At 56.1% G+C, this 19880-nt stretch carries 19 protein-coding genes and 1 pseudogene; 11 read left to right on the top strand and 9 right to left on the bottom strand.

What is annotated here, in order from left to right; translation table 11 throughout:
- Nucleotides 1–136: 136 nt before the first annotated feature.
- Nucleotides 137–2197 carry an AAA family ATPase gene (locus R2A130_RS00245; protein WP_040304303.1) on the top strand — a complete coding sequence of 687 codons (2061 nt, stop codon included), beginning with the start codon at nucleotides 137–139 and terminating at the stop codon, nucleotides 2195–2197.
- A 201-nt stretch (nucleotides 2198–2398) separates the two neighbouring features.
- Here R2A130_RS00245 and R2A130_RS19105 read toward each other — a convergent pair whose 3' ends face one another.
- Complete coding sequence (locus tag R2A130_RS19105) at nucleotides 2399–2563, bottom strand: winged helix-turn-helix transcriptional regulator (protein WP_371179338.1); 165 nt, start codon at nucleotides 2561–2563, stop codon at nucleotides 2399–2401.
- Between the two features lie 332 nt (nucleotides 2564–2895).
- Here R2A130_RS19105 and R2A130_RS00240 point away from each other — a divergent pair, with 332 nt between their 5' ends.
- Together R2A130_RS00240 and R2A130_RS00235 are read left to right on the top strand one after the other, a co-directional pair.
- Nucleotides 2896–3621 carry a hypothetical protein gene (locus tag R2A130_RS00240; RefSeq protein WP_009462715.1) on the top strand — a complete coding sequence of 242 codons (726 nt, stop codon included), beginning with the start codon at nucleotides 2896–2898 and terminating at the stop codon, nucleotides 3619–3621.
- Nucleotides 3622–3645: 24 nt separating this feature from the next.
- Entirely contained in the window at nucleotides 3646–4449 is an 804-nt protein-coding gene (locus tag R2A130_RS00235; protein WP_009462713.1) for a hypothetical protein, read from the top strand.
- A gap of 497 nt (nucleotides 4450–4946) precedes the next feature.
- Here the strand turns inward: R2A130_RS00235 and R2A130_RS18865 are convergent.
- Nucleotides 4947–7922, bottom strand: a pseudogene (locus R2A130_RS18865) (TrlF family AAA-like ATPase).
- A 173-nt stretch (nucleotides 7923–8095) separates the two neighbouring features.
- On the opposite strand from R2A130_RS18865, the gene R2A130_RS00225 reads away from it, so the two are divergent.
- Together R2A130_RS00225 and R2A130_RS00220 are read left to right on the top strand one after the other, a co-directional pair.
- Nucleotides 8096–8881, top strand: coding sequence for a hypothetical protein (locus R2A130_RS00225; protein ID WP_156798342.1), 786 nt, complete (start codon nucleotides 8096–8098; stop codon nucleotides 8879–8881).
- On the top strand, nucleotides 8878–9516 hold the full coding sequence (locus R2A130_RS00220; RefSeq protein ID WP_040304300.1) for an RES family NAD+ phosphorylase: 639 nt from the start codon (nucleotides 8878–8880) through the stop codon (nucleotides 9514–9516). Before R2A130_RS00225 ends, R2A130_RS00220 begins: the two co-directional genes overlap by 4 nt.
- 423 nt (nucleotides 9517–9939) lie before the next feature.
- On the opposite strand, the gene R2A130_RS00215 is transcribed toward R2A130_RS00220, so the two are convergent.
- Genes R2A130_RS00215 through cueR form a run of 5 tightly spaced genes read right to left on the bottom strand, consistent with a single transcriptional unit; the run spans nucleotide 9940 to nucleotide 13453 of the window.
- Nucleotides 9940–11364 carry a multicopper oxidase family protein gene (locus tag R2A130_RS00215; RefSeq protein ID WP_009462704.1) on the bottom strand — a complete coding sequence of 475 codons (1425 nt, stop codon included), beginning with the start codon at nucleotides 11362–11364 and terminating at the stop codon, nucleotides 9940–9942.
- A gap of 1 nt (nucleotide 11365) precedes the next feature.
- Complete coding sequence (locus tag R2A130_RS00210) at nucleotides 11366–12247, bottom strand: copper resistance D family protein (RefSeq protein WP_009462702.1); 882 nt, start codon at nucleotides 12245–12247, stop codon at nucleotides 11366–11368.
- A gap of 5 nt (nucleotides 12248–12252) precedes the next feature.
- On the bottom strand, nucleotides 12253–12603 hold the full coding sequence (locus tag R2A130_RS00205) for a copper resistance CopC family protein (RefSeq protein ID WP_009462700.1): 351 nt from the start codon (nucleotides 12601–12603) through the stop codon (nucleotides 12253–12255).
- A gap of 14 nt (nucleotides 12604–12617) precedes the next feature.
- Nucleotides 12618–13064: a cytochrome c gene (locus R2A130_RS00200; RefSeq protein WP_009462698.1), complete on the bottom strand. Its 447-nt coding sequence runs from the start codon at nucleotides 13062–13064 to the stop codon at nucleotides 12618–12620.
- On the bottom strand, nucleotides 13061–13453 hold the full coding sequence (gene cueR / locus R2A130_RS00195; protein ID WP_009462696.1) for a Cu(I)-responsive transcriptional regulator: 393 nt from the start codon (nucleotides 13451–13453) through the stop codon (nucleotides 13061–13063). Before cueR ends, R2A130_RS00200 begins: the two co-directional genes overlap by 4 nt.
- A gap of 175 nt (nucleotides 13454–13628) precedes the next feature.
- Here cueR and R2A130_RS00190 point away from each other — a divergent pair, with 175 nt between their 5' ends.
- The gene (locus R2A130_RS00190; RefSeq protein WP_009462694.1) at nucleotides 13629–14375 is read left to right on the top strand and encodes a glutaredoxin family protein; all 747 of its coding nucleotides are present in this window, start codon (nucleotides 13629–13631) and stop codon (nucleotides 14373–14375) included.
- Nucleotides 14372–14788, top strand: coding sequence for a hypothetical protein (locus tag R2A130_RS00185; RefSeq protein ID WP_040304298.1), 417 nt, complete (start codon nucleotides 14372–14374; stop codon nucleotides 14786–14788). Before R2A130_RS00190 ends, R2A130_RS00185 begins: the two co-directional genes overlap by 4 nt.
- Here R2A130_RS00185 and R2A130_RS00180 read toward each other — a convergent pair.
- The gene (locus R2A130_RS00180; protein WP_009462692.1) at nucleotides 14728–15369 is read right to left on the bottom strand and encodes a Crp/Fnr family transcriptional regulator; all 642 of its coding nucleotides are present in this window, start codon (nucleotides 15367–15369) and stop codon (nucleotides 14728–14730) included. The two genes, R2A130_RS00185 and R2A130_RS00180, sit on opposite strands and share 61 nt — an antisense overlap.
- Nucleotides 15370–15418: 49 nt before the next feature.
- Here R2A130_RS00180 and R2A130_RS00175 point away from each other — a divergent pair, with 49 nt between their 5' ends.
- Nucleotides 15419–15991, top strand: coding sequence for a hypothetical protein (locus R2A130_RS00175; RefSeq protein WP_009462690.1), 573 nt, complete (start codon nucleotides 15419–15421; stop codon nucleotides 15989–15991).
- Between the two features lie 15 nt (nucleotides 15992–16006).
- Here the strand turns inward: R2A130_RS00175 and R2A130_RS17285 are convergent, their stop codons facing one another.
- On the bottom strand, nucleotides 16007–17479 hold the full coding sequence (locus tag R2A130_RS17285; RefSeq protein ID WP_009462688.1) for a DUF418 domain-containing protein: 1473 nt from the start codon (nucleotides 17477–17479) through the stop codon (nucleotides 16007–16009).
- A 325-nt stretch (nucleotides 17480–17804) separates the two neighbouring features.
- Here R2A130_RS17285 and R2A130_RS00165 point away from each other — a divergent pair, with 325 nt between their 5' ends.
- The 3 genes from R2A130_RS00165 to R2A130_RS00155 all read left to right on the top strand — a co-directional run bounded on the left by R2A130_RS00165 (nucleotide 17805) and on the right by R2A130_RS00155 (nucleotide 19595).
- The gene (locus R2A130_RS00165; RefSeq protein WP_156798341.1) at nucleotides 17805–18164 is read left to right on the top strand and encodes a hypothetical protein; all 360 of its coding nucleotides are present in this window, start codon (nucleotides 17805–17807) and stop codon (nucleotides 18162–18164) included.
- Nucleotides 18165–18293: 129 nt separating this feature from the next.
- Entirely contained in the window at nucleotides 18294–18977 is a 684-nt protein-coding gene (locus R2A130_RS00160; RefSeq protein WP_156798340.1) for a HupE/UreJ family protein, read from the top strand.
- Nucleotides 18978–18980: 3 nt separating this feature from the next.
- A complete protein-coding gene (locus tag R2A130_RS00155) occupies nucleotides 18981–19595 on the top strand; it encodes a hypothetical protein (protein WP_009462681.1) in 615 nt (204 codons plus the stop codon).
- The last annotated feature ends 285 nt before the right edge of the window (nucleotides 19596–19880 follow it).

Genomic DNA, 19880 nt, shown 5'->3' with positions numbered 1-19880 from the left:
GCTCGTTGATAAAGATCGCAGCTTCCTTCAGCTTGGCCATCCCCGCCTGCATAAGCTTTCCGCCGCCTTCGAAGATGTTCTCTTGCGGACTAGGCGATTTAAGTCGTCCCTCGCGTTGGCCTCATCTGATGAGGATATGTTAGCCCCCTCGCAAACTGGTCACGCGGCTGAGCACAGCGTAATCATCGAGGCATCACTGTCGTCCTGCGAGAACCGTTTGGCTGACCTGCCGGTTCTCGTCAGCCTGCTCACCGGCCTGCCGGTGACGCCCGTCCGGTTTGGGAATGGACCACTTCCCGAGATCATTGCGGCGCTGGTGAAGAGCAACCGGCCGGACATCAATGAGGATTTCGAGGAATGGGAATGTCGAACCGACCCTGAGCTGGCGCTGATGATCGCGGACCACCTGTTTGGGTTGGCTGTGATCCATGACAGCGCATCGCTCGCTCATCTTGGTGATATCGTTCTGCATGACGTGTCGATACGCCATCGGACACGCGATGTGCTGAACCGTCTGACCATTCGCGCAGAAATGGTGTTGGGAACGATCAATCCGCGGTCGGTCGACTTCGATCGGGAGCCGGAGACGCTTCACGAGCTCGCATTCGAGCACGCCCGTGTCGCCCTGACGGTATTGCGGGCGTCGGTTGGCTGCATAGGGACGCCTCTTCTCGCCGATTCATTCGATGTCATGAGATACAGCGTGTCTGCTTTGGCCAGAGAGATGGGCGATCTAGCTTCCCAAGCTCGAACAGATCTTCTCTCCGACATGACCCGGTGCGTTGAGACATGGTGGTGGGACGTGTTCGCCGCAGAACCGCGTGTCGACGAACCGACTGGAGTTTCAGAAAAGCGGTCGGGTGACTTGGTGGATGAAGAAGCAAGCGACAGATCATTTCCATCCCGAACGGAGGCTTTGTCCGACGCCAAGGTCCTAATTAGAACACTAGACCATCTGAAACGCCAGCGCCCGACAGTTCCGATCGTTGAACAGCGCATGCGCACAATGGAACGGCTTCTGCAGTTGGTGGCGGACGAATGCGATCGAGCGGAGCAGCGCGTGATTGCGGACTGTAGAAAACCGGCCGACGGTGAGGTCTTCGTTGCGGATGCTAACCAGAACTCAGGTTCGCGTAGCGTTCCGCAAAACCAAGTGGTTCGCAATATCGAAGAAGAGAGCAAACAGAGCGGGACCGTCCAAGGGCAAAACGAAACTGCCGGAGATCGCTCCGCGTCGGATGCGTCCATCAGCGTGCCTGGGACGCGTTCCATGAAGCGGTCCGTTCCGTCGTCTGGTCCAGAGGACGGTGCGTTGAATTCTGGTCTTACAAAACCGGCACTGGTCGTCCTCGACAGCGTTCCCGTGTCCGGCACGAGGGAGATGAAGGACGACCTGAAGGTCTTTCGGGAAGAACTCGCCGGTGTGGCTCTTCCGCTTGTTCGAACTCCAGACCTCGTTCCAATCCGGCAGCATCTGACTGCACTGCTTCCACACCTGTCGAACATCATCGATGTCATCCTCAACGCTGTCGCGCGCCATGAGACCGTTCGCATACCCCCGATCCTCCTCATTGGTCCGCCTGGGTCCGGTAAGACCACGCTGGCGGAGGAGCTGGTGGCAGCGTTCGACTTGCCTTCGGTCACATGGGATGCAGTTGGGTCGAGTGATGCTAACATCTTCGGCGTCGATCGCCGCTGGGGGACTGCGGCACCGGGCATTCACTTGGACTTGATCATGGAACACCGGATCGCGAACCCGGCGATCATCGTGGATGAGTTGGAAAAGCTTGGCGGGTCGCGTCGCAACGGCGATGCACGCGTGAAGTTGCTTGGACTTCTTGAACCGCGGCGATCGAAAGCGTTCCTTGATCCCTATCTCGCAACGCCTTTGAACCTATCCGCCTTGAATTGGGTGTTCACCGCCAACGAAGTCGATGGGATTTCCAGCCCGCTTCTCAACCGGCTTCAGCGTCTGGACTGTCCGTATCCTGCGTCCGACCACCTTGATCTGTTAGCACCACAACTGCTGATCGCCGAATACGAAGCACGCGGACAGAATTGCGATTGGGCGCGTCCGCTCGATGGCACCGAGCAAGGACTGCTCAAACAGCACTGGCCTGGTGGTTCGATCCGCGACTTGCGTCGCCTTATCCAGGTAGTTGTAGACAGCCGCGAACGGGGTGGCCTGATGCACTAGGCATGCTCTTATCGAATATCGGCTATGCGCCCATTCCAGACATTCGAGAACAGCCTCTCTGCGCCGAGAGCGGACATTCAAGGTCTGCCGACCTAATATTTTTGCCACTGGCGAATTGGGCGGGAAGTGGTCATACCCCGGTTTTTGCGTTGGCTAAGTCCGAATTGGCGATCAGATGGTACGGGTTGCAGCAGCGCCCTCTTACTCCTTGCGCGCTTCATCGATGTTTGGAACATTGACGAGCGCCCAATCGCAGAGCGCGACGACAGGCTCTCGGAACGACTGATCCATCGCAGTATGTTCGTGTTCGACCTTCGGCGGGATCGTTGGATGGTATGTCCGCTTCATCAGACCATAGCGTACCAACCCCTTTAGTGTCAGCCGAGCATGCGCTGTGAGACGTCGAGGTGGCGTTTAAGAGCGTTGAAGCGAGGCGTACCGTATCGCGCGAGACTAATGACAACGAGAACGCGGAAATCTTCGGCGCGATGGACGCGGGCAACGGCCGCTTCGACTGCAAGATGATGGTCATCAGTTCGGAAGGATTTAAAAGGGCGTGACGAAGCCTGTCGGATCACCAAATAACCACGCTATATGATGCAATTAAGAGATATACCGCTTGTGCGATCAGCGCTGCTTTCCCACACGGCTGGCTATATTTCAACAAACCCAAGATGGTCAAATCGAGTGAGTGGCCCATGGCAAAGAAAATCCGACGTTCTCCCAAGCGAGCAGTACTGCCTGCTGATGAACTAGGTAACATAGGCGAAAGTCTATTTCAGGGTCTTGCGGCTGTCGGGCGGCTTGTCGCCAACAAAAGCGGTATTGATCAGAAGGGCTGGGACTACGTGGTCCAGCCTGCGCGGGGGAGCATTGCACTGTCTGGGTCGCTTGATCAACGGTTGGAATGGTCCAGCAATGTGCAGGTCAAAACAACTGCAAAAAAGGGCGGGACTCGTATTGGTGTCAAAATATCAACGCTCGAACTGTTTGCAAAAAGGTCTGAACCGTCGCTCATCATCGTCCTTGTCCTGGAGACGGATGGTGAACCAAAGCGTGGCTACATCATCTCCCTTATCGGTAAGCAGCTGAAACGCGTTTTAAGGCGTTTGCGCCAAGCCGAAGCGCAAGACGATCCCAACATCGCAAAACAGACACTGTCGTTTGATTACAAAAAAGTTGGACGTGCTTTCAAATTGACCGGGGAAGGGCTTCGTGAGGCGATCGAAGCCGAACTAGGCAGCGACCACAGCGCTTATATCGTTGATAAACAACGCCAGTTGCAGGAACTGGGATACGAAGACGCGGAACTGGTAGGACAGGTCGCATTCAGGCTTGAAGACGAAAATCAACTGGGGCGCATTTACCTCGGATTAGAGCCCATCCGAACTGAGGCGATGAAGGTTTTCGACGCTCGCTTTTGAATAGCCATTCCATACGGCAGGTCGTTGTTCGATGAAATCGATCATGTGTTTCTCACGCCGCCACTCATCGGAACATGGCGCGTTGCCATGAAAGTAGCGAATCCCCTTATCGAAGCTGCTGTATTCGTTGTGAGCTTGCATGTCTCACCTTCAACGATGCCGGGACCGCGATCAGTGCTCAAACATCGGGAGTTTGAGGTTATTTTCAGCGATGATGGCATGAGCTTTAAGACGACCGGCAATTTCGAGGTGGACAAGCGTGATCTTAGCGCATGGTGCAAACTGACGCGCGGGCTTTCGAACATGGCCAGCGGTGAAGGGATCTTAGCCATCACACCTGCGTCCGGTGAAACGATGCAATTTCCGGTGACGGGACCGCTGACTGGGCCTGATACTTCGCATTTACCGCAGCTTCTTGATTTCTTTGAGGGCTGGCGGAAACTGATCGGGTTGGCTGGGGTCGATGCACGTGAAGAGTTTACGCTCGATGACGCACGGAATACCCGGGATGCCCAGGTTGCTGTCGGTCTGCTGTTGGACCAAGCGACCTCTGGCTATTTAGAGCTCGATATTGGGGATCAGATCGAGAGTGATGACGCGATTGGACTTTACTACAACACCTGCTCTTTTGCAGGGGCAACTGTCAGTTTCTGTGCGCGAGTCTATATGCAACGGGTCCCAGACGATCCTGTCATCTTTCGTTCCAAACGGTTCGAGCCGGTGGAAATCCGATCATGCGTTGAAAATCTTGACCAGTGGGGAGAGGATCACGCCGAAGCAGAAGGAACCCATATCGTCTTACGGCCTGACCTTATCAGTATGGTCTAATGGCGAGTAGGATCTAGATCTGTCCGAGATCCCCCATCCTGCCTCGCAGTCATAAGGCGGCAGGCGAGTTCTCTTTGCCCCCATCGAGTGGCAAAGGTCTCGCTGACTTCGAACCAGCTGCCGTCATTACCAGCTCCATGATTAGCACCCATGCAGGAGCACTGACACTCGTGTCCCTTGGCGTTCATGCAGGCGTCGGAACATTTTTCGTACTCACGATAGGGCTGAATGACATAGATAGCTGGATAACGTTGCAAGGCACGGGTGATGAAATCATCGAACCAAGCTTTGGGAAGTTCCCAACATTTAAATCCCATCGACCAAGCGGGATTGGTGCGTCTTCCGTTTTGAAGCCATCGCCGGTTATCCTCCGCGAAGGGCAGTTTTACGCGCAACCGTTCCCCGGCACCGTCCCGGCGTAGAATTATGGGCACAGCCCCTTGTTGCCAGACCCGTTTTAGGCGGGGATCATTAGGGGCCGACACGCGCGACCCCTATCATGGCAATCGAACACGTAAGCGACGCGCGCGCTCTTGAAACGCCAATGTGCCACCTTCGAGTATGTTACAGACCACTTCTCGCATGTCCGGGTCTTCCAGACCTTCGGCGCGATAGCTGATACGTGGCAGTCCGCTGGGGGAATAACCTTTGGTTTCCGCCAAAATGATCTGGTCTGCGTCGGTGTTGATCACGAGATTTGCGTTGTGAGTGACCATAATCACCTGTCGACGATTTTTTGCCTGCAAAAATAGCCCAACCAGTTCGTCATAGACCGACTTCGGGTCGAGGTTTTCTTCGGGCTGGTCAATGATGAGCGGTCGGTCATCGCCGTCGTCTAGGGCGAGATAGAGCAGGAGCAAAACGATGCCCCGCGTGCCTGGGGACAGTTTTGCAATATCGACGCCATCATAGGATATGCCGTATTGGACCGACAAATGATCGGTGCTGAAAAGCCACTGTGCAAACCGATTGAGCCAGGTCCGATAGGCATCTTGGTCATTGGGGTCGACGGGCGCGTAGGACAGTAGATCTCTGTAGTGGTCGACGATGAAGGTTTGCATAGCGGTCTCGATCTCGCGAGCCGTCCCTCTCTCCCAAGCCGCCTTCAATCCATCACTTGCGATTTCAGTGAGTGTGCCAGTGCGCGCAAACTTACCGCCGCGGAGATCGAGCAGCTCCTTTTCCGCGAAACCGGCCCATCTTTCGATATCCGCACGCCTGTGGACCGAAAACTGGAGTTTCCTGAGTGTACCGGTCGAAGCGTCGAGCCGGTCTTGCAGTGGTTTATACAGATCTGGAAGAGCGTCTTCTTCAGCCAAGACAGCTGCGATTATTTTTTGAAATGCAGCGTCTCGTTCGGCATTTAGTCCTTTTCGTCGGTCGCCTGCAGCTTGGGCATCGACCAACCGTGCAGAAATCTTGCCTTTCTCACGTTCTTCTTCTCCAATTCGTTTGGTGAGCGCTTTGAACCGGTCCCGGGCGAGTGTGTCGGTTTTCAACAAACCCGCCAGGCGACCGATCTCATATTCCAGGACAGCAAGTGAGGTCTTCGAAAGATCAGCATTTTCGTCCAGAAGTGATCTGCCATCACTAGGGGGAGAAACGGGCGGTCCCTGAATTTCCTTGATTCGACGATCAAAAAACTTGGCGTAATTTGGAATACGTTCGTCGACCGGTCCTTTGTAATCAAGAAGGAAGTCCTCCCATTGTTCATCGGACAACCCGGTGTCGCCAATGCGAGACTGTGTCTGGCGCAGCAATTCAGGCGCACGGGATGCGCGCATGTTGCCGACCTCGTCTTGCAGGGTGTCGAGCGCTCGTTTTTGGCTTCTCAGCTGTTCGATGGCTGATAATTTGGACTGAATGGCTTTCGTCAATTCGGCGTGGCGAGCCATAGCCATTTCGGAGTTAGGAATGACGAGTTTCGAGACATCGTCCTGGTACCCGTTGATGACTTTAATTTTGTCTTCGAGACGCCTCGCGAGTGCGGGAACCAGCTGCTGCTTTTCGTGCTCTTCACCGATCTGCTTTGATGTTTGGGAGAGAGACTGGGCTTCTCGTTCCTTTTGCTGATGGTAGCGGTCGATTTTACGGTGCCGCAGTTCGCGGAAATTGATCGCGCCGTCCCGGGACTCTTCATTATGGGCATCGAAGATCACGCGTTCGATTTCCGCGATAAGATCATCGGATGGACCTTGTGCAGATGAGCCGAGATCTTCCACGAAGCGTTGTGACAAATAACGCGCACGCGGGTGGGCGGACGAAAATTCGGAATCCAAGCCGTCAAGAGCGCGGCTAGTTTGTTCGCCGCCGCCCCATGTCAATGTAACTCGGGCCTCCCCGATTAAGGGGCGTGCCCGAGCCAGAAACGATGAACTGATTGCATCTTGATCGCCCGATTCGGTTTCGTTGGGCAAGGCGTCGCAACCCATGGCGATGATGTCGGCCAAAGCAGTCTTGCCGGATCCACGGGACCCAATCACGGTGACTAACCCAGAGTTCAGCTTTACAGTGAGCACCTCTAGCCAATCGGCACCTTCGATTGTGATAGTATCGACCACCCGAGATGGCATGGCTGCTCCCGGTGGCTTCGGTCCAATATGAGTTCGGCCGGCAGGATCGATGCAAGCCTGACGTAGAGTGTCGAAGGTCGCAGCGCCTTTGATCCAAGAGAATCGATCGTCGTGAACCTCTCCCACGTCATCAGATTTGTGAGCGTCGCTACCATGTAGGCACGGTTTCAAACCGCCATAACGCGCTTGAAGATCCGTCGCGGCCACAGATCCGTTGCCCAACCAGAATTCTCTCTGATTTGGGCTGCTGGCAAAGATGATATGCGCGAAGGACTCTATCTCTTCACGCATCGTTTTGTCAGAGGCCGCACGCAGGCCGGGCGTGCCATCTCCAGACCCACCAGCGACAGCCACCAGAATATTCGAATTTGCTCAAGCACTGTCACGGTAGGCATCTCGCAGAGCGTTGAAACCAACCTTGAACTGCTCAGCGCCAGCCTTCAAAGCTGCTCGATCATCAGATATCGACGGATTCGAGCGTTTTCCAAGCCTGATGAGATCATCCACGCTACAATCATACGTATCGTTGAAAGCGCGAAACGTCAGCCTTTTGAGAAAGTGCTTTAACTCCTCGACGTGATTATCGTCATCTGGACACACGATGAGATGCAGATTTACAAAGCCTTTTTTGGCAGCGACGTCCAAGCGTAGTTCCACGTTGGGAAGCAGCAATTGAACCGATTTTAGTCGACCGTTTTCCTGATGACGCCGCGCCTGTTCGTAGGTCTCAGTGACGTAGTAGTCGGTAACTGCGACCACGTTTAATGCAGGGCTAACTTCCTCGATTGCTGTAAGGTAGTCGGGCCAAGCCGTTATCCCTTTGAAGTGGTCGTTCATCACGGTACCTGGAGCGTGGATATGTGGCTCCCATCGGAGCCATTGAGCGCCGCGATTTGTCATTACCCGTTTTCCTTCGGTGCCTGTTACCCGAGTTCGTGATTGTCATGATCCGATCCCGGTCAAATTCGACTGTGACAACATCAAACTGAAATCGAATCCTCACCATTATGCACTAAATGCACCGCTTGCACCACCTGCACCAAAATACTACATTGGGTACAAAGGAGACGATTATGGCGCAGTCGAAGCTTGATAAACCGGGTCCGGAACACGCTCTGCAGATCTTTGTCGGCGGTGGAGGCTCACCAGATCGCGTAGGACTTAGGGGGGAAATGATAGATCTCCCTGTCATCATCGGTCAAAACACAGCTGTGAAAAAATTTAAGGCAAAAAAGAGCGCCACAGATACTGTTTGGACAATTAAGAGTGGGCAAGACGGAGCTCGACGTAATAGCATAGGACAGCTTGAACCCGCTTTGGTAGAATTTTTAGAACAAGCGTTTACTTCGGAGCGATTGATCGGCTTAATAGTCGATAAAGAGAGTGGCACATTATTTTTGAATGAATCTACTCTTCCTCCGATTGAGGGGCAAGATTTATCCGCTCTCGCACAGAGCGTTACCGATATTTCTATTCCAGAATTTGAAGACAAGCCTTCTGATGATTATTGGACCGCGGATAAAACTGCTCGTGAACTCAATGTTGCAAAATCCACGATTACCCGACAGGTCAAGACAAACAAGGTAGTCGGCTTTAAGTTGTTCAAGAATGGTCTGTATATTCCAAAGGATCAATTTGACGGCGGCATGGTCATATCGGGCGTTGAAAACATACTCGCAATATTTGAATTTGATCATCACGAGGCCTGGAGGTTTTTGTCGAGTTCCCTGTTCTACGGTGATAAAAACCCGCGTCCTATCGACCGCCTTCGAAATGCTAGAACCGAAGCGGAACGGGCAGATTGTCTTTCTGAACTCGGTTCGGCGAAGAGAGGTTTTGAGTTTGGGGACTTCAGTTGAATGCATCAGATCTAGCCGTCATCACCGGAGCGCGTAGGCGGGCGGTTGCCGATTTATTTGCAGGCATGATGGTCACGCGCCCCCTCAACAACTTCGTGCGCGTCACGCCGACTGCCCGCGCTGCAACCCCCTTTGGATACGGCGCGAGCACAAGTCGTTTCAGCCCTTTGAGAGCAAGCCTTACTCCTACGCCGCCTTTCGGTGTCATCTATGGTGCCATGGAGCTTGCGACAGCTTGCTACGAGGCAATTATTCGAGACAGTTTCGATATCCAGGCTAATCGAGTTCTGAGAAAAAAGACGTACAATACACAGTCCGCCGTGAATTTCTCAACGGCGCCGGGACAGGCGCTGAACCTTCTCGACCTGACCGGAGGTGCAGCAGCAAAGCATGGAGTGCCGATGGATGTCATACGGTATTCGGACCACGAAGCGGGCCAGTATTTCTCAGAGCTCGTCCATTCTGGACTGGTCGACATCGACGGCCTTTTGTACGCTAGTAGGTTCACAGAAGGCTTATGCGTCGTCGTTTATAATCGAGGAATCGCGAAGCTCGTATCGCCCAATCCCGCGGTCGCTCTCAAAAAGTCGTTGCTGGCACCGACGATGGCTCCTTGGAATATCGCAACACGTTGAAACTAGACCGGACCAGTTCGGAAAAATCGCGGTCGCATATGGCTTCGGCGCTGCAATCCTTGGCAAGATCGTGCATTCGTGCCTGCCGCTCTTACCATCACTGGCTCGCATAGTGAGGTAGGACTGGTCGCGCCCTAGTGGGCATCGGCGCCGGTCAAGCGACTGTATGCTCATGTGTCAGTGACCTGAGACCTAACTTTCCACCAGCAGAGTAGTCTAAAAATGGGGAGCGGCTCAAATCAGGGACGGGTCCTACTCAAAACTGGAGAAAGAAACAGAGCTTTGCTGCTCGGTCTGGCACTGACAGTCTTCGAGTGATGGATCGGTCTTCGGTAGCGACCACATGAGTTTGGCATTAAAACAGCCTACGAGCGTCTGCTTTCAATATCACCCATCATTCTAGGAAATGTCCGATGTCGGCCACTAACTGTTGGCGCCAACCGAAAACCAGTTTCGCATGCCCGCGGCTGCATGTTCGAGCATGTGACAGTGCAGCATCCAACGACCGGGATTGTCGGCAACAAATGCGATCTCCACGGTTTCATCGCGGTCGATGAAGAAGGTGTCCCGCCAGTCGGCGTTTTCGACGGAATGGCCGTTACGAGTGATGACGCGAAAGTGGTGGCCATGCACATGCATGGCGTGCGCCCAGCCGGTGCGGTTGATGGTTTCCACGATAATCGTCTGGCCTCGCCTGGCCGCGAACATGGGATCGGTCGTCATGTTGGCCGCACCATTGAAGGCCCAGACCTGCTGGTGCTCCATCATCACTGGACGGGTCAGCGGTTCGCCATTGTAGGTCATGGCACCTGCGCGCCCCATGGCGCCGCCGGTCAATATGAGCGGAACACGCATGGCGCCCTGAATGTCTGGTTCGGCGATAGCGTTGGGGCTCAGGATCGGTGCCATCTCAAGCTTTGCCGCACCGCCAGCGAACTCGAATGTCGCAAGTGGCACGGGCTCAGCTTCAGACATCTGCTGCAGCGCGAAGTCACCCGTATCGATGAGCGCGAAGCTCCCTTGCTCCTGGCGCTGCACCAACAAGTCCATCCGTTGCGCGGGGGCAAACGCGATCGGCCCGTCGATCGAACGCGGCGCGTCGAAGACGAAACCGTCGAGACCGATCAGCTTTGCACCCAATGCACTCGGGTCGATCTGGAAGACACGGGCATTTGCGGCGTTGATAAGCCGGATGCGGTGCGCTTTGCCTGTGGCAAGGTCGAAGCGCGGCGACGATTGCCCGTTCACCGTCATCCAGTTGCCGAGCCTGCCGGCGTGGCTCCAGTCCATGAATGCGCCGAGACTAGCGTCGTGCAACGCGCCGTCCTGACCCAAGCGCCAATCATCAAGAACGAGTGTCAGGTCACGGTTGCTGTCGAAGGTCGGGGTCGGCTCGTCCACGATCAGTGGGCCGTAGAGGCCGCGCGCAACATGGCTCCAGCTTTTGTTGTGCGCGTGATACCAAAATGTTCCAGCGTCCGGCACCGTGAAATCGTAGTCGAACGAACCACCGGGCGGCACCGGCTGCTGCGTAAGACCGGACACGCCATCCATCGCGTTTTCGATACGGATGCCGTGCCAGTGAACCGACGTTGGCTCCGCAAGGTCATTGACAAAGCGTACGCGGACGCGTTCGCCTTGCGTCACGCGGATGATCGGGCCGGGTGTTTCGCCGTTGTAGAGCCACAGATCGGAGGACGCGTGGTCGCCGCCCGCGAGAGCGTGCTGCGTCACCGAAGCGCGTAATTCGAAAACCCCATCGCCCACCTTGGCGAGCGAGAGGCGTGGCAATGCTGGCGTTGCGGCAGCAGCCAGCACGGACGCGATGAAGGCGCGGCGATGCATCATGTCAGGTTCCTTCCATCGCTGTGGGCAGCGACAGGACTGTGGTGAGAATTGCGGTGAGCGCGAAGATTGCAATAAAGGCAACGGCCTCGAACCGGATGGACGTCTGTAAGGCAGGCCCGGCGGTCGGATCGCCTGCGGAAAGCGCCGGCACCAGACGCAATTTGTTGAGCGCGGCCAGTCCAAGAAGCAGTGCGACCGTCCCGAGTTTTACAAGCAGCACCTGGCCGTAGGTCGTGCCGACGAGGTTCTGGAACGAACCGACGAGCGTGTAGGCGGTCCACCCGCCAGCGACGGTAAGCACGGCCACCGCCCACATGGCCTGTTGCCCGAACCTATGGGCAAGCCTGCCAGCTTCGGGCGCGGGACTGGCCGAAGCAGCACGGTGCAACGGCAGCAGCCCGCCGATCCAGAACGCGAGGCAGAGGACATGCACTGTAATCAGAACCGTGAGCCACCATGACGGATCATTCGTCGCGTGCCCCACCATCGGAAAGGAGAGCGCCGTCGCCACCACCCCGACGGCAGCCAACGGCCACAGCGACGCGAGACGCAGCGTCCCGATGATCAGCAGCATCAACCCTAGAGAGCGAAGGCCGACACTGGTGCCAAGCGGTGTGCCGGCAACGAGCGACCATATCTCGGTATCCATGACACCGGCCATCCCGTCGTCCATCAGTCGGCCGCTCTGTATCAAGATCTGCGCACCGCCAGCGATCAAGGCGATCAGTGCCGCGGTGATGATGAACCCGGGTTGATGATGAGATTGCGCACGCTCCACGAACAGCCGAAACATCAACGTCCCCATGGCGAGGCTGCTCCCCGCATAGACGAGCACTTTCGCCAACAGTGCGAACGCCTGCCACAAGGTGATATCGAAAGGCACAGGATCTAGCGCGGTGCGACTGTGTAACCGAAGGAACCCTTCAGTACGTGACCATCCTTGCCGAGCGCCCGCCAGCGAACGAGGTAGGAACCGGCGGCTTTCGGTATGCCGTCCATCTCGAAGGCACGGGCAAAGGATTTGGTGGGCAGATCCAGTCGGACAGGGTCCGATGCCTTCTCCTGCTTGACCGTCACCTTCGTCAGCCGTGCAGATTTACCGAACTGCATGGTGATCGTCTTCGGCGGACTCGCCAGTTCCGCTCCATCTGCCGGCACCGTCATTTTTAACGGTGAGTGTGCAAGAGCAGATGCTGCGGTCGAAAGGCAGATCGTGGCTGCCAAAAGAGTTCTCATCATTATCATTCTCCGATTCAATCGATGCCATTGGCGCGTTGTAGAGTACGAACATAGGCGGTGATGGCCGCCGTATCCGCTTCGCTCACACCGGCGATCGGCGGCATGTTGCCGTAGGGCCAATGGTGCTGGCGTACACCGTTCTTGACAGCAAGCTGGAAGGCCATGTCGCCGTGATGGGACGGTTCGTAGATGATGTGAACGAGCGGAGGCCCGGCACCGTCATTGCCTGCCGCATTTGTACCGTGACACGCGGCGCAATTGGTCGTGAAGAGTTTTTCTCCGCTCGCTGCCAACCCCGAGAGAACGGGCACCGTAACACCGACCATCGATTCACTCGCGCCCATCATGTCTCCCATTCCCATGCTGTCGCCACCGCGATGCATGGACTGCATCCACGAGAATATCGCGAGCGTGACGGCGGCGAGAACACCGACTACGATCAGCAGAATCCGCGCCATCATTCAGGGTCTTTCGCAAGGTCATCGATGATCGGACAGTCCTGGCGCTGATCGCCATTGCATGATTTGGCCAAAGCAGAGAGCGTCGTCTTCATAGAGACGAGTTCCGCGATCTTGGTTTCTACCTCTGCGATCTTGCCCAATGCCAGCGCCTTCACATCGGCACTGGCGCGACTGTCATCGCGGTAGAGCGACAGAAGCTGCCGACATTCCTCGATAGTAAAGCCAAGGCTTCGCGCGCGCTGGACGAACCGCAAACTATGCACATCGCGCTCATCGTAAGCGCGGTAGCCATTCGCTGCGCGACCCGCCGTCACGAGACCAATTTCCTCATAATAGCGCACGGTTTTGGGCGGCAAACCGCATGCTTGCGCTGCGTCCTTGATATTCACTCCGACCTCCGTGCCTTCCGTTCCGAGACACCGGAATAGGGGTTCCAGCTACGGGAAGGTCAAGCAATTTTACGAACTCGATTCTTGGCTTGACCTTTCCGTAGCTGGAACCCGTAGCGATAGGTCGAACCTGCCGGAATTTCTGACAGGGCAAGGAATCCAGGAACGACACGACATGAGCACCACCACCGCCACCCTCTTCAGAATGGATACCGACAAGCACACCTGTCCCTACGGGTTGAAGGCCAAGGATCTGCTGGAGCGTAAGGGCTTTGCAGTCGACGACAACCTGCTCACGTCCAGAGAACAGACGGATACGTTCAAGGAAAAGCATGACGTCGAAACGACACCGCAAATCTGGATCGGCGATGAGCGCATCGGCGGCTACGACGCGCTGCGCAAGCACTTCGGGCAGGAGGTGAAGAGCAAGGACGAGACGAGCTACCAGCCCGTCATTGCCATCTTCGCGGTCGCGGCCTTCATGGCACTGGGTCTGAGCTGGTTCGCCTACCAGCATCTGTTCACGCTGCGCGCCTTCGAGTGGTTCATCGCGATCTCCATGTGCGTGCTGGCGATCCAGAAGTTGCAGGACGTGGAGCAGTTTTCGACCATGTTCCTGAACTACGATCTGCTGGCCAAACGTTGGATTCCGTACGGTTATGTCTATCCCTTTGCCGAAGCGGGTGCGGGTATCCTCATGGTTGCTGGAGCGCTGTGGTGGCTTTCGGCACCTGTCGCGCTGTTTATCGGCACCATTGGTGCGGTCTCGGTGTTCAAGGCCGTCTACATCGACAAGCGCGAGATCAAATGCGCCTGCGTCGGTGGCGGCAGCAAAGTCCCACTGGGCTTCGTCTCGTTGACCGAGAACCTGATGATGATGGTTATGGGCAGCTGGACGCTGCTGAAGAACCTCGTGCTGTGAACGTGACAGCCCTCGAAAGGCATCCACTTCCCATCGCCGGGTTTCTCGCGATGGTCAGCCTGCCGGTCCATGTGATGCTTCCGCTGGCCTGGTCGCAGAACTTTGCGGCGGGCGTTCTCGCGCTGATCGGTGGGGTTTATGTGGGGTTTGCCGCGATCGACGGTCGTCTCTCGGTCATCGCCATCGAAGTGATAGTTGCGTTGGTATTCGCGCTCGGTGCAATGGTCGCACTCGCCATTTCACCTTGGTGGATCGCCATCGGCTACATTGCCCACGGCGTTTGGGATTGGCTCCACCATTCGCCCGCCTTCGGGCATGCCGTTCCCCGTTGGTATATCCCGCTCTGCGCGCTCTACGACGTGCTGGCGGGTATGGGACTACTGCTAATATGGGCGCTGCTGTACGGTTCGTAGCGGCCCCGCGCCGTCTTACGAACCACACCGGACCGCACCAGTGCCGCCAGCGCGCGGTAGGTGGCTTCCTGCGTCAGCCCGATACGCCGTGCAAATGCGATCACATTGCCGGTCAGCATGCCATCGGCCAGTGCCATGTGAACCCGCTCGCGCGCACTGCGCACGTTCAGCAGTTCGACCAGTCGCCGGCCGGCCTGCACCTGACGTGCAAAACGAGCTGCGATGTCCATCGAGAACGCGGCGTCCGTCTTCATGCGGTTCAGCACCGCATCACGATCAATCCGAACAGCTTCGCAATCCGACACCGCGACCGCGTCGCAGTGATAGCGTTCGGCAAAGAGCGATGCCTCCGCAAAGGTCTCGCCCGACGAGGCGCGGTGCAGAACAATTTCGGTTCCGGCCTCGGTATGTCGCCGTAGTTCAGCCTCTCCTGACAGGACGAAGAACATTCCACGTGTGGGGTCGTCCTGACGGAACATGGTCATGCCCTGCCGCACCGTATGATGGTGGAATGCGTCTTCGGGAAGCTGGTTAAAAGGTGCTGGCACATCGTAGTGCATATGATCAAGATCATATCTCATTCATTGCAGATAGCCGACAAACTCTTGGCACACAATGGAGGCCAGCCCTATGACCCGAACCACGTTAATCGCATCTGCCGGTACCCTTGCAGCCGTCGCCTTGGCTGCGTTTCTCCTCCTGCCAAATGGACGTGTCGGAGGACACGCTGATCATTCGGCAGCTTCTACCGGCGTCCCGCAAGAGGCCGGACAAGGCGCATTCGCTGCGCTATCGGAAATTGTCTCGACTCTTTCCGCAGACCCTAAAACGAATTGGTCCAAGGTCGATATCGACGCACTACGCCGTCATCTGGTGGACATGAACGAGCTGACGTTGAACGCCCGCGTACTCAGCGAAACCGTGCCCGACGGCCTTAGCTTCACGGTTACCGGAGAACCGCGGACGGCAGCTGCTATCAAGCGCATGGTGCCCGCTCATGCCACCGTCGTGGGCAAAGACAACTCCGCGCTAATCGAAACGGCAACGGTCGAGAGCGGCGTCGTGCTGACCCTGTCGAACCTGTCCGACACCGACCTTGGCCGGTACAAAGCCTTGGGCTTCTTCGGCTTTATGGCGACAGGCGCCCACCACCAGCCGCATCATCTGGCTATGGCGAAAGGTGAGCCGGTGCATTCGCATTGAAGGCTAAAGGCGAGTTCAGCTACGATTTTTGTGCGTAATTGTGTGAAGCGAACTCTTCGCGCTTTGACGAGCGTCTGGAACGGCCATATCCACATCTCGCATCGTATCGAAATTCGCAGGTGCGCCCCAATTTAGGAGGCGCTTCAAAAGCGATTCTAGGGGCCCCTGTTCGAAACGAGCGAGAAGAAGAGGTGCAAGCACCATCTGAACGATCGTAAGTGCCAACGATGCGATGGCCAGCTGGTAGTGTTCGACCTCGCCGAACAAGGCGAGGCCGAAGCCCATAAACAACAGATTGCACGTTACGGTTTGCGCGATGTAGAGCGATAGCGCCATTCGCCCACAGGCCGCCAGCGAATGGCGGATCATGCGAAGCCAGCCTCGGGTCACTATGATCGCGACCAGTGCGAAATTGGCCAGCGCCAGTGATATCCGCCGTAAGTCGAACCCGTATTGCGTGACGAAATCTGCCAACGGTTTGTGTAAAGCTGAATCTGGTACATCGAGCCGCGTCAACACACCAAGTGTCACGCCCACCGCGTAACCTACCAGCGCCAGCTTCACGTAACTCACCTCAGACCATTGGCCAATGAAGAAACCAGATCGAAACAGCACCATTCCGATTAGCAGGAAAGCGCCGATATCGAGTAGGTGATTGGTCATCATTTCGGTGGTCTGCTGCTGAAAACTTTCCGGAGCCATTGCAAGAAAATTACCGATGTAACCCATCTGACGCGTTGTGACCTCGGCAGTCAGCCGCTCGATAAACTCGTTATATTCTTCGTCGAACTGCTGCTGTGAAGCTTCAGCGGTCTCGTTGGTCGCCGAAGCCAGATGCACTAGGCTTTCCAGAGCACCGTTTGGCAAGTCGAACAGACTGAAATCATCCAGACCATCGACCAGAGGTTCCTCACGTCGCAAACGCTTGCGGTCCTCGTCCGATAAAGTGTCCTCCATCTGTCCGCGCGCTTCGCCCAGTTCCTCGACATTCTGACTGGTGAAAATGGAAGAGCCGATGATCATGATCACCGCTATCGCGATGAGCTTGCGCGATGAGACATGGCGAAATGGAAAGATGAGCATGCCCAACAGGCCATAGGCATAGAGGATGTCGTGCGGCCAGATCAGCAGATAAGCATGCACCGCGCCGAAGACGATCAACCAGAGCAGCCGCCTGAAATAACGGTCGATGTCTGCCACCTGATCGGCTACCCGTTCCGCGCGTGACAGAAGCAGCATGGCAGACGCGCCGAACAAGATGGAGAACATGCCGCGCATGACCCCTGCGATGCCGCCTGCGGTAAAGTCCCATACGAGTTGGTTGAGCGTATTGTGCTCGCCCCAAATCATGGGGATGACCATGGCCTCGAAGGGCAAAGCAAACAGATAGATATTGAACCACAGGATGCCGAGAACGGCGACGCCGCGACCGACGTCCATCACCTCATGGCGGCCATCGGTGCGTCTTAGGCGAACGGTCTTGAACATCAGCGGGGTCCGGCACTCGCCTTGCGGTGCGGGTAGAGACTGTTGATCCGAACTAAACCTCGAACCAAAAACGCTTTTGATACAGCTTCCAATTAGGTGCAAGCCTGTTTTCATCTTGGCCGCGAAAATACGACGACCCGATGCCGATCAACCTAGCTCAGCTACGTGTTTTGCAACTATCGCAGGTCGTCATCAGCTGGGGAGCAGGATCGCATACTCGTGGCCGTCGCGTCGCTTGGTGGGGCACGTCCCGGATTCCGCAAGCTGGAACATAGAGCGAAAACTTCGATTGTCAGTTCGACCGTGTTGTTGCAAAATGCGGCGCATGGTCATTAGGGCATTCAAACAGTTCAAGCTCTGGCTCGTTGTCATGCTGATGTGTGGCGTTGCGTTGTCTGCCACGTCGCGTGTTGTTTCGCACGATGTGCTCGAATTGGCTTCCATCGTTGCTGCCCACGAGGCGGATGTCGAAAAGCATGGCCACGCACATGAGGCTATTGCCGACATCATTCATGCCCATCACGAGCACGGGCACGAGATCGCCGACCACGACCACAACATCGCATACCTTCCGCCGCACGATAATTCCGATCAATTCGTCTTCGTGGGCGAGCGGTGGAGCTTTTCGGACCATGGCCTGTTGGGACGCGGAGCGAACGGCCCGGACCGACCGCCGCGCGTGTGAAGTTGCGCCCTTCGGGCGCATCGACATCACGCAATCCAACAATGCGGAAATTGAGAAATGAAGCTCTACCGATCCACTCGGTCGGGACTGTCGTTGCGTAATGCGCGATGGTTCCTGACCTGGTCCTCCATGACCATTCTTGTACTCGTCGCCTTTGCGACTTCAGCTGCCGCTCACGACGTCACGCCGGGAGATGCCGGCTACATTCAAGAGATATTCGGGGTGCACATCATCCCGTTCATCTATCTTGGTGCGAAGCATATGATGACGGGATACGACCACATCCTGTTCCTGCTGGGCGTGGTCTTCTTCCTCTATCATATGCGGGACGTTGCCCTTTACGTCAGTCTGTTCGCAATCGGACACTCGATCACGATGCTTCTCGGCGTCTGGTTCGGCTGGGGCATCAATGCCTATATCATCGATGCGATCATCGGTCTGTCTGTCGTCTACAAAGCGCTCGATAATCTTGGCGCCTTCCAAAAGTGGTTCGGCTTTCAACCCAACACCAAAGCGGCAACGCTGATCTTCGGGCTGTTCCACGGAACGGGTCTCGCATCGAAGATCCTGGAATATCAGATTGCCGAAGACGGTCTTCTGGCTAACCTGCTGGCCTTCAATGTCGGCGTTGAAGTCGGTCAGATACTGGCTCTGTTCGTGATCCTCATCGTGATGGGCTACTGGCGCAGACACCCTGATTTCATGCGCCATGCGACCGGTGCCAACATCATCATGGTCTTTCTCGGACTGCTACTCACGGTTCAGCAAATCTCCGGCTATTTCGGCCAATTGCAAACATCAGCGATCGGATAAATCATGCACAACGCACCAAAACCCAAGATTGAAGACCTTCCGACCCTGCCGCAGCTTCGCCGTTCGGCAATTGTCGCGACCCTTGGAGCTGTCGCCATCGGCATCATGGTCTACCTCCCGGCCGAATATGGGACCGACCCGACCGGCGTCGGCAGCGTGCTCGGCCTCACAGAAATGGGAGAGATCAAGCAACAACTTGCCAACGAGGCTGCGGAAGACAGCCTCACCCATGACGGTGACAGAAGTTCATCACTGACGGACACCCTGTTCGAATTATTCGTTTCGACGGCTAACGCTCAAAAAGTCTGGAAGGACGAGATCACCTTCACTCTCGCTCCCGGCGAAGCCACCGAGATCAAGGCCAAGATGGAAAAGGGTGCCACGCTCTTCTATTCGTGGACGAGCACCGGCGGTCGCGTGAATTTTGATCTCCACGCGCACGCAAGCGGTGAGAAAGTGACCTATGAAAAGGGGCGCGGCAGAACCGAAGGCGAAGGCAGCTTCGAGACGCCATTCACTGGCAACCACGGCTGGTTTTGGCGAAACCGCGATAAGGTCGACGTGACTGTGACGCTGAAAATGCGCGGCGACTACAGCGAAATTGTCAAAACCGAGTAGCGATCTGAAGCGGCCGGGCGCATTGATAGAGCAGTTCGGCCGCTCGTTTTTCCAGAAACCGATTTTCTAGGAGCAAAACGTAGGCTTTGGCGAGAGGTGATCTCGAAGCACTTCCCTAACACCTCTCCGTGTTCTGCAGAAATGGGCGGCAGCTTTCACAAAGCGACCGGCCCTTACGTGGCTGAATTGGTGAAATGGGCGAGCTTTAATGTCCGTTATTTGGCTCGATCATCAAAAATTTAGCGTCCGCTATCGGCCAAGGCTGTGTGGAAACGCGTGCGATCT

The sequence above is a fragment of the Ahrensia sp. R2A130 genome, from assembly GCF_000179775.1.
Lineage (GTDB): Bacteria > Pseudomonadota > Alphaproteobacteria > Rhizobiales > Rhizobiaceae > Pseudahrensia.
The sequence above is the reverse complement of the archived record's forward strand: the minus strand, read 5'-3'. Positions and strand labels throughout refer to the sequence as shown.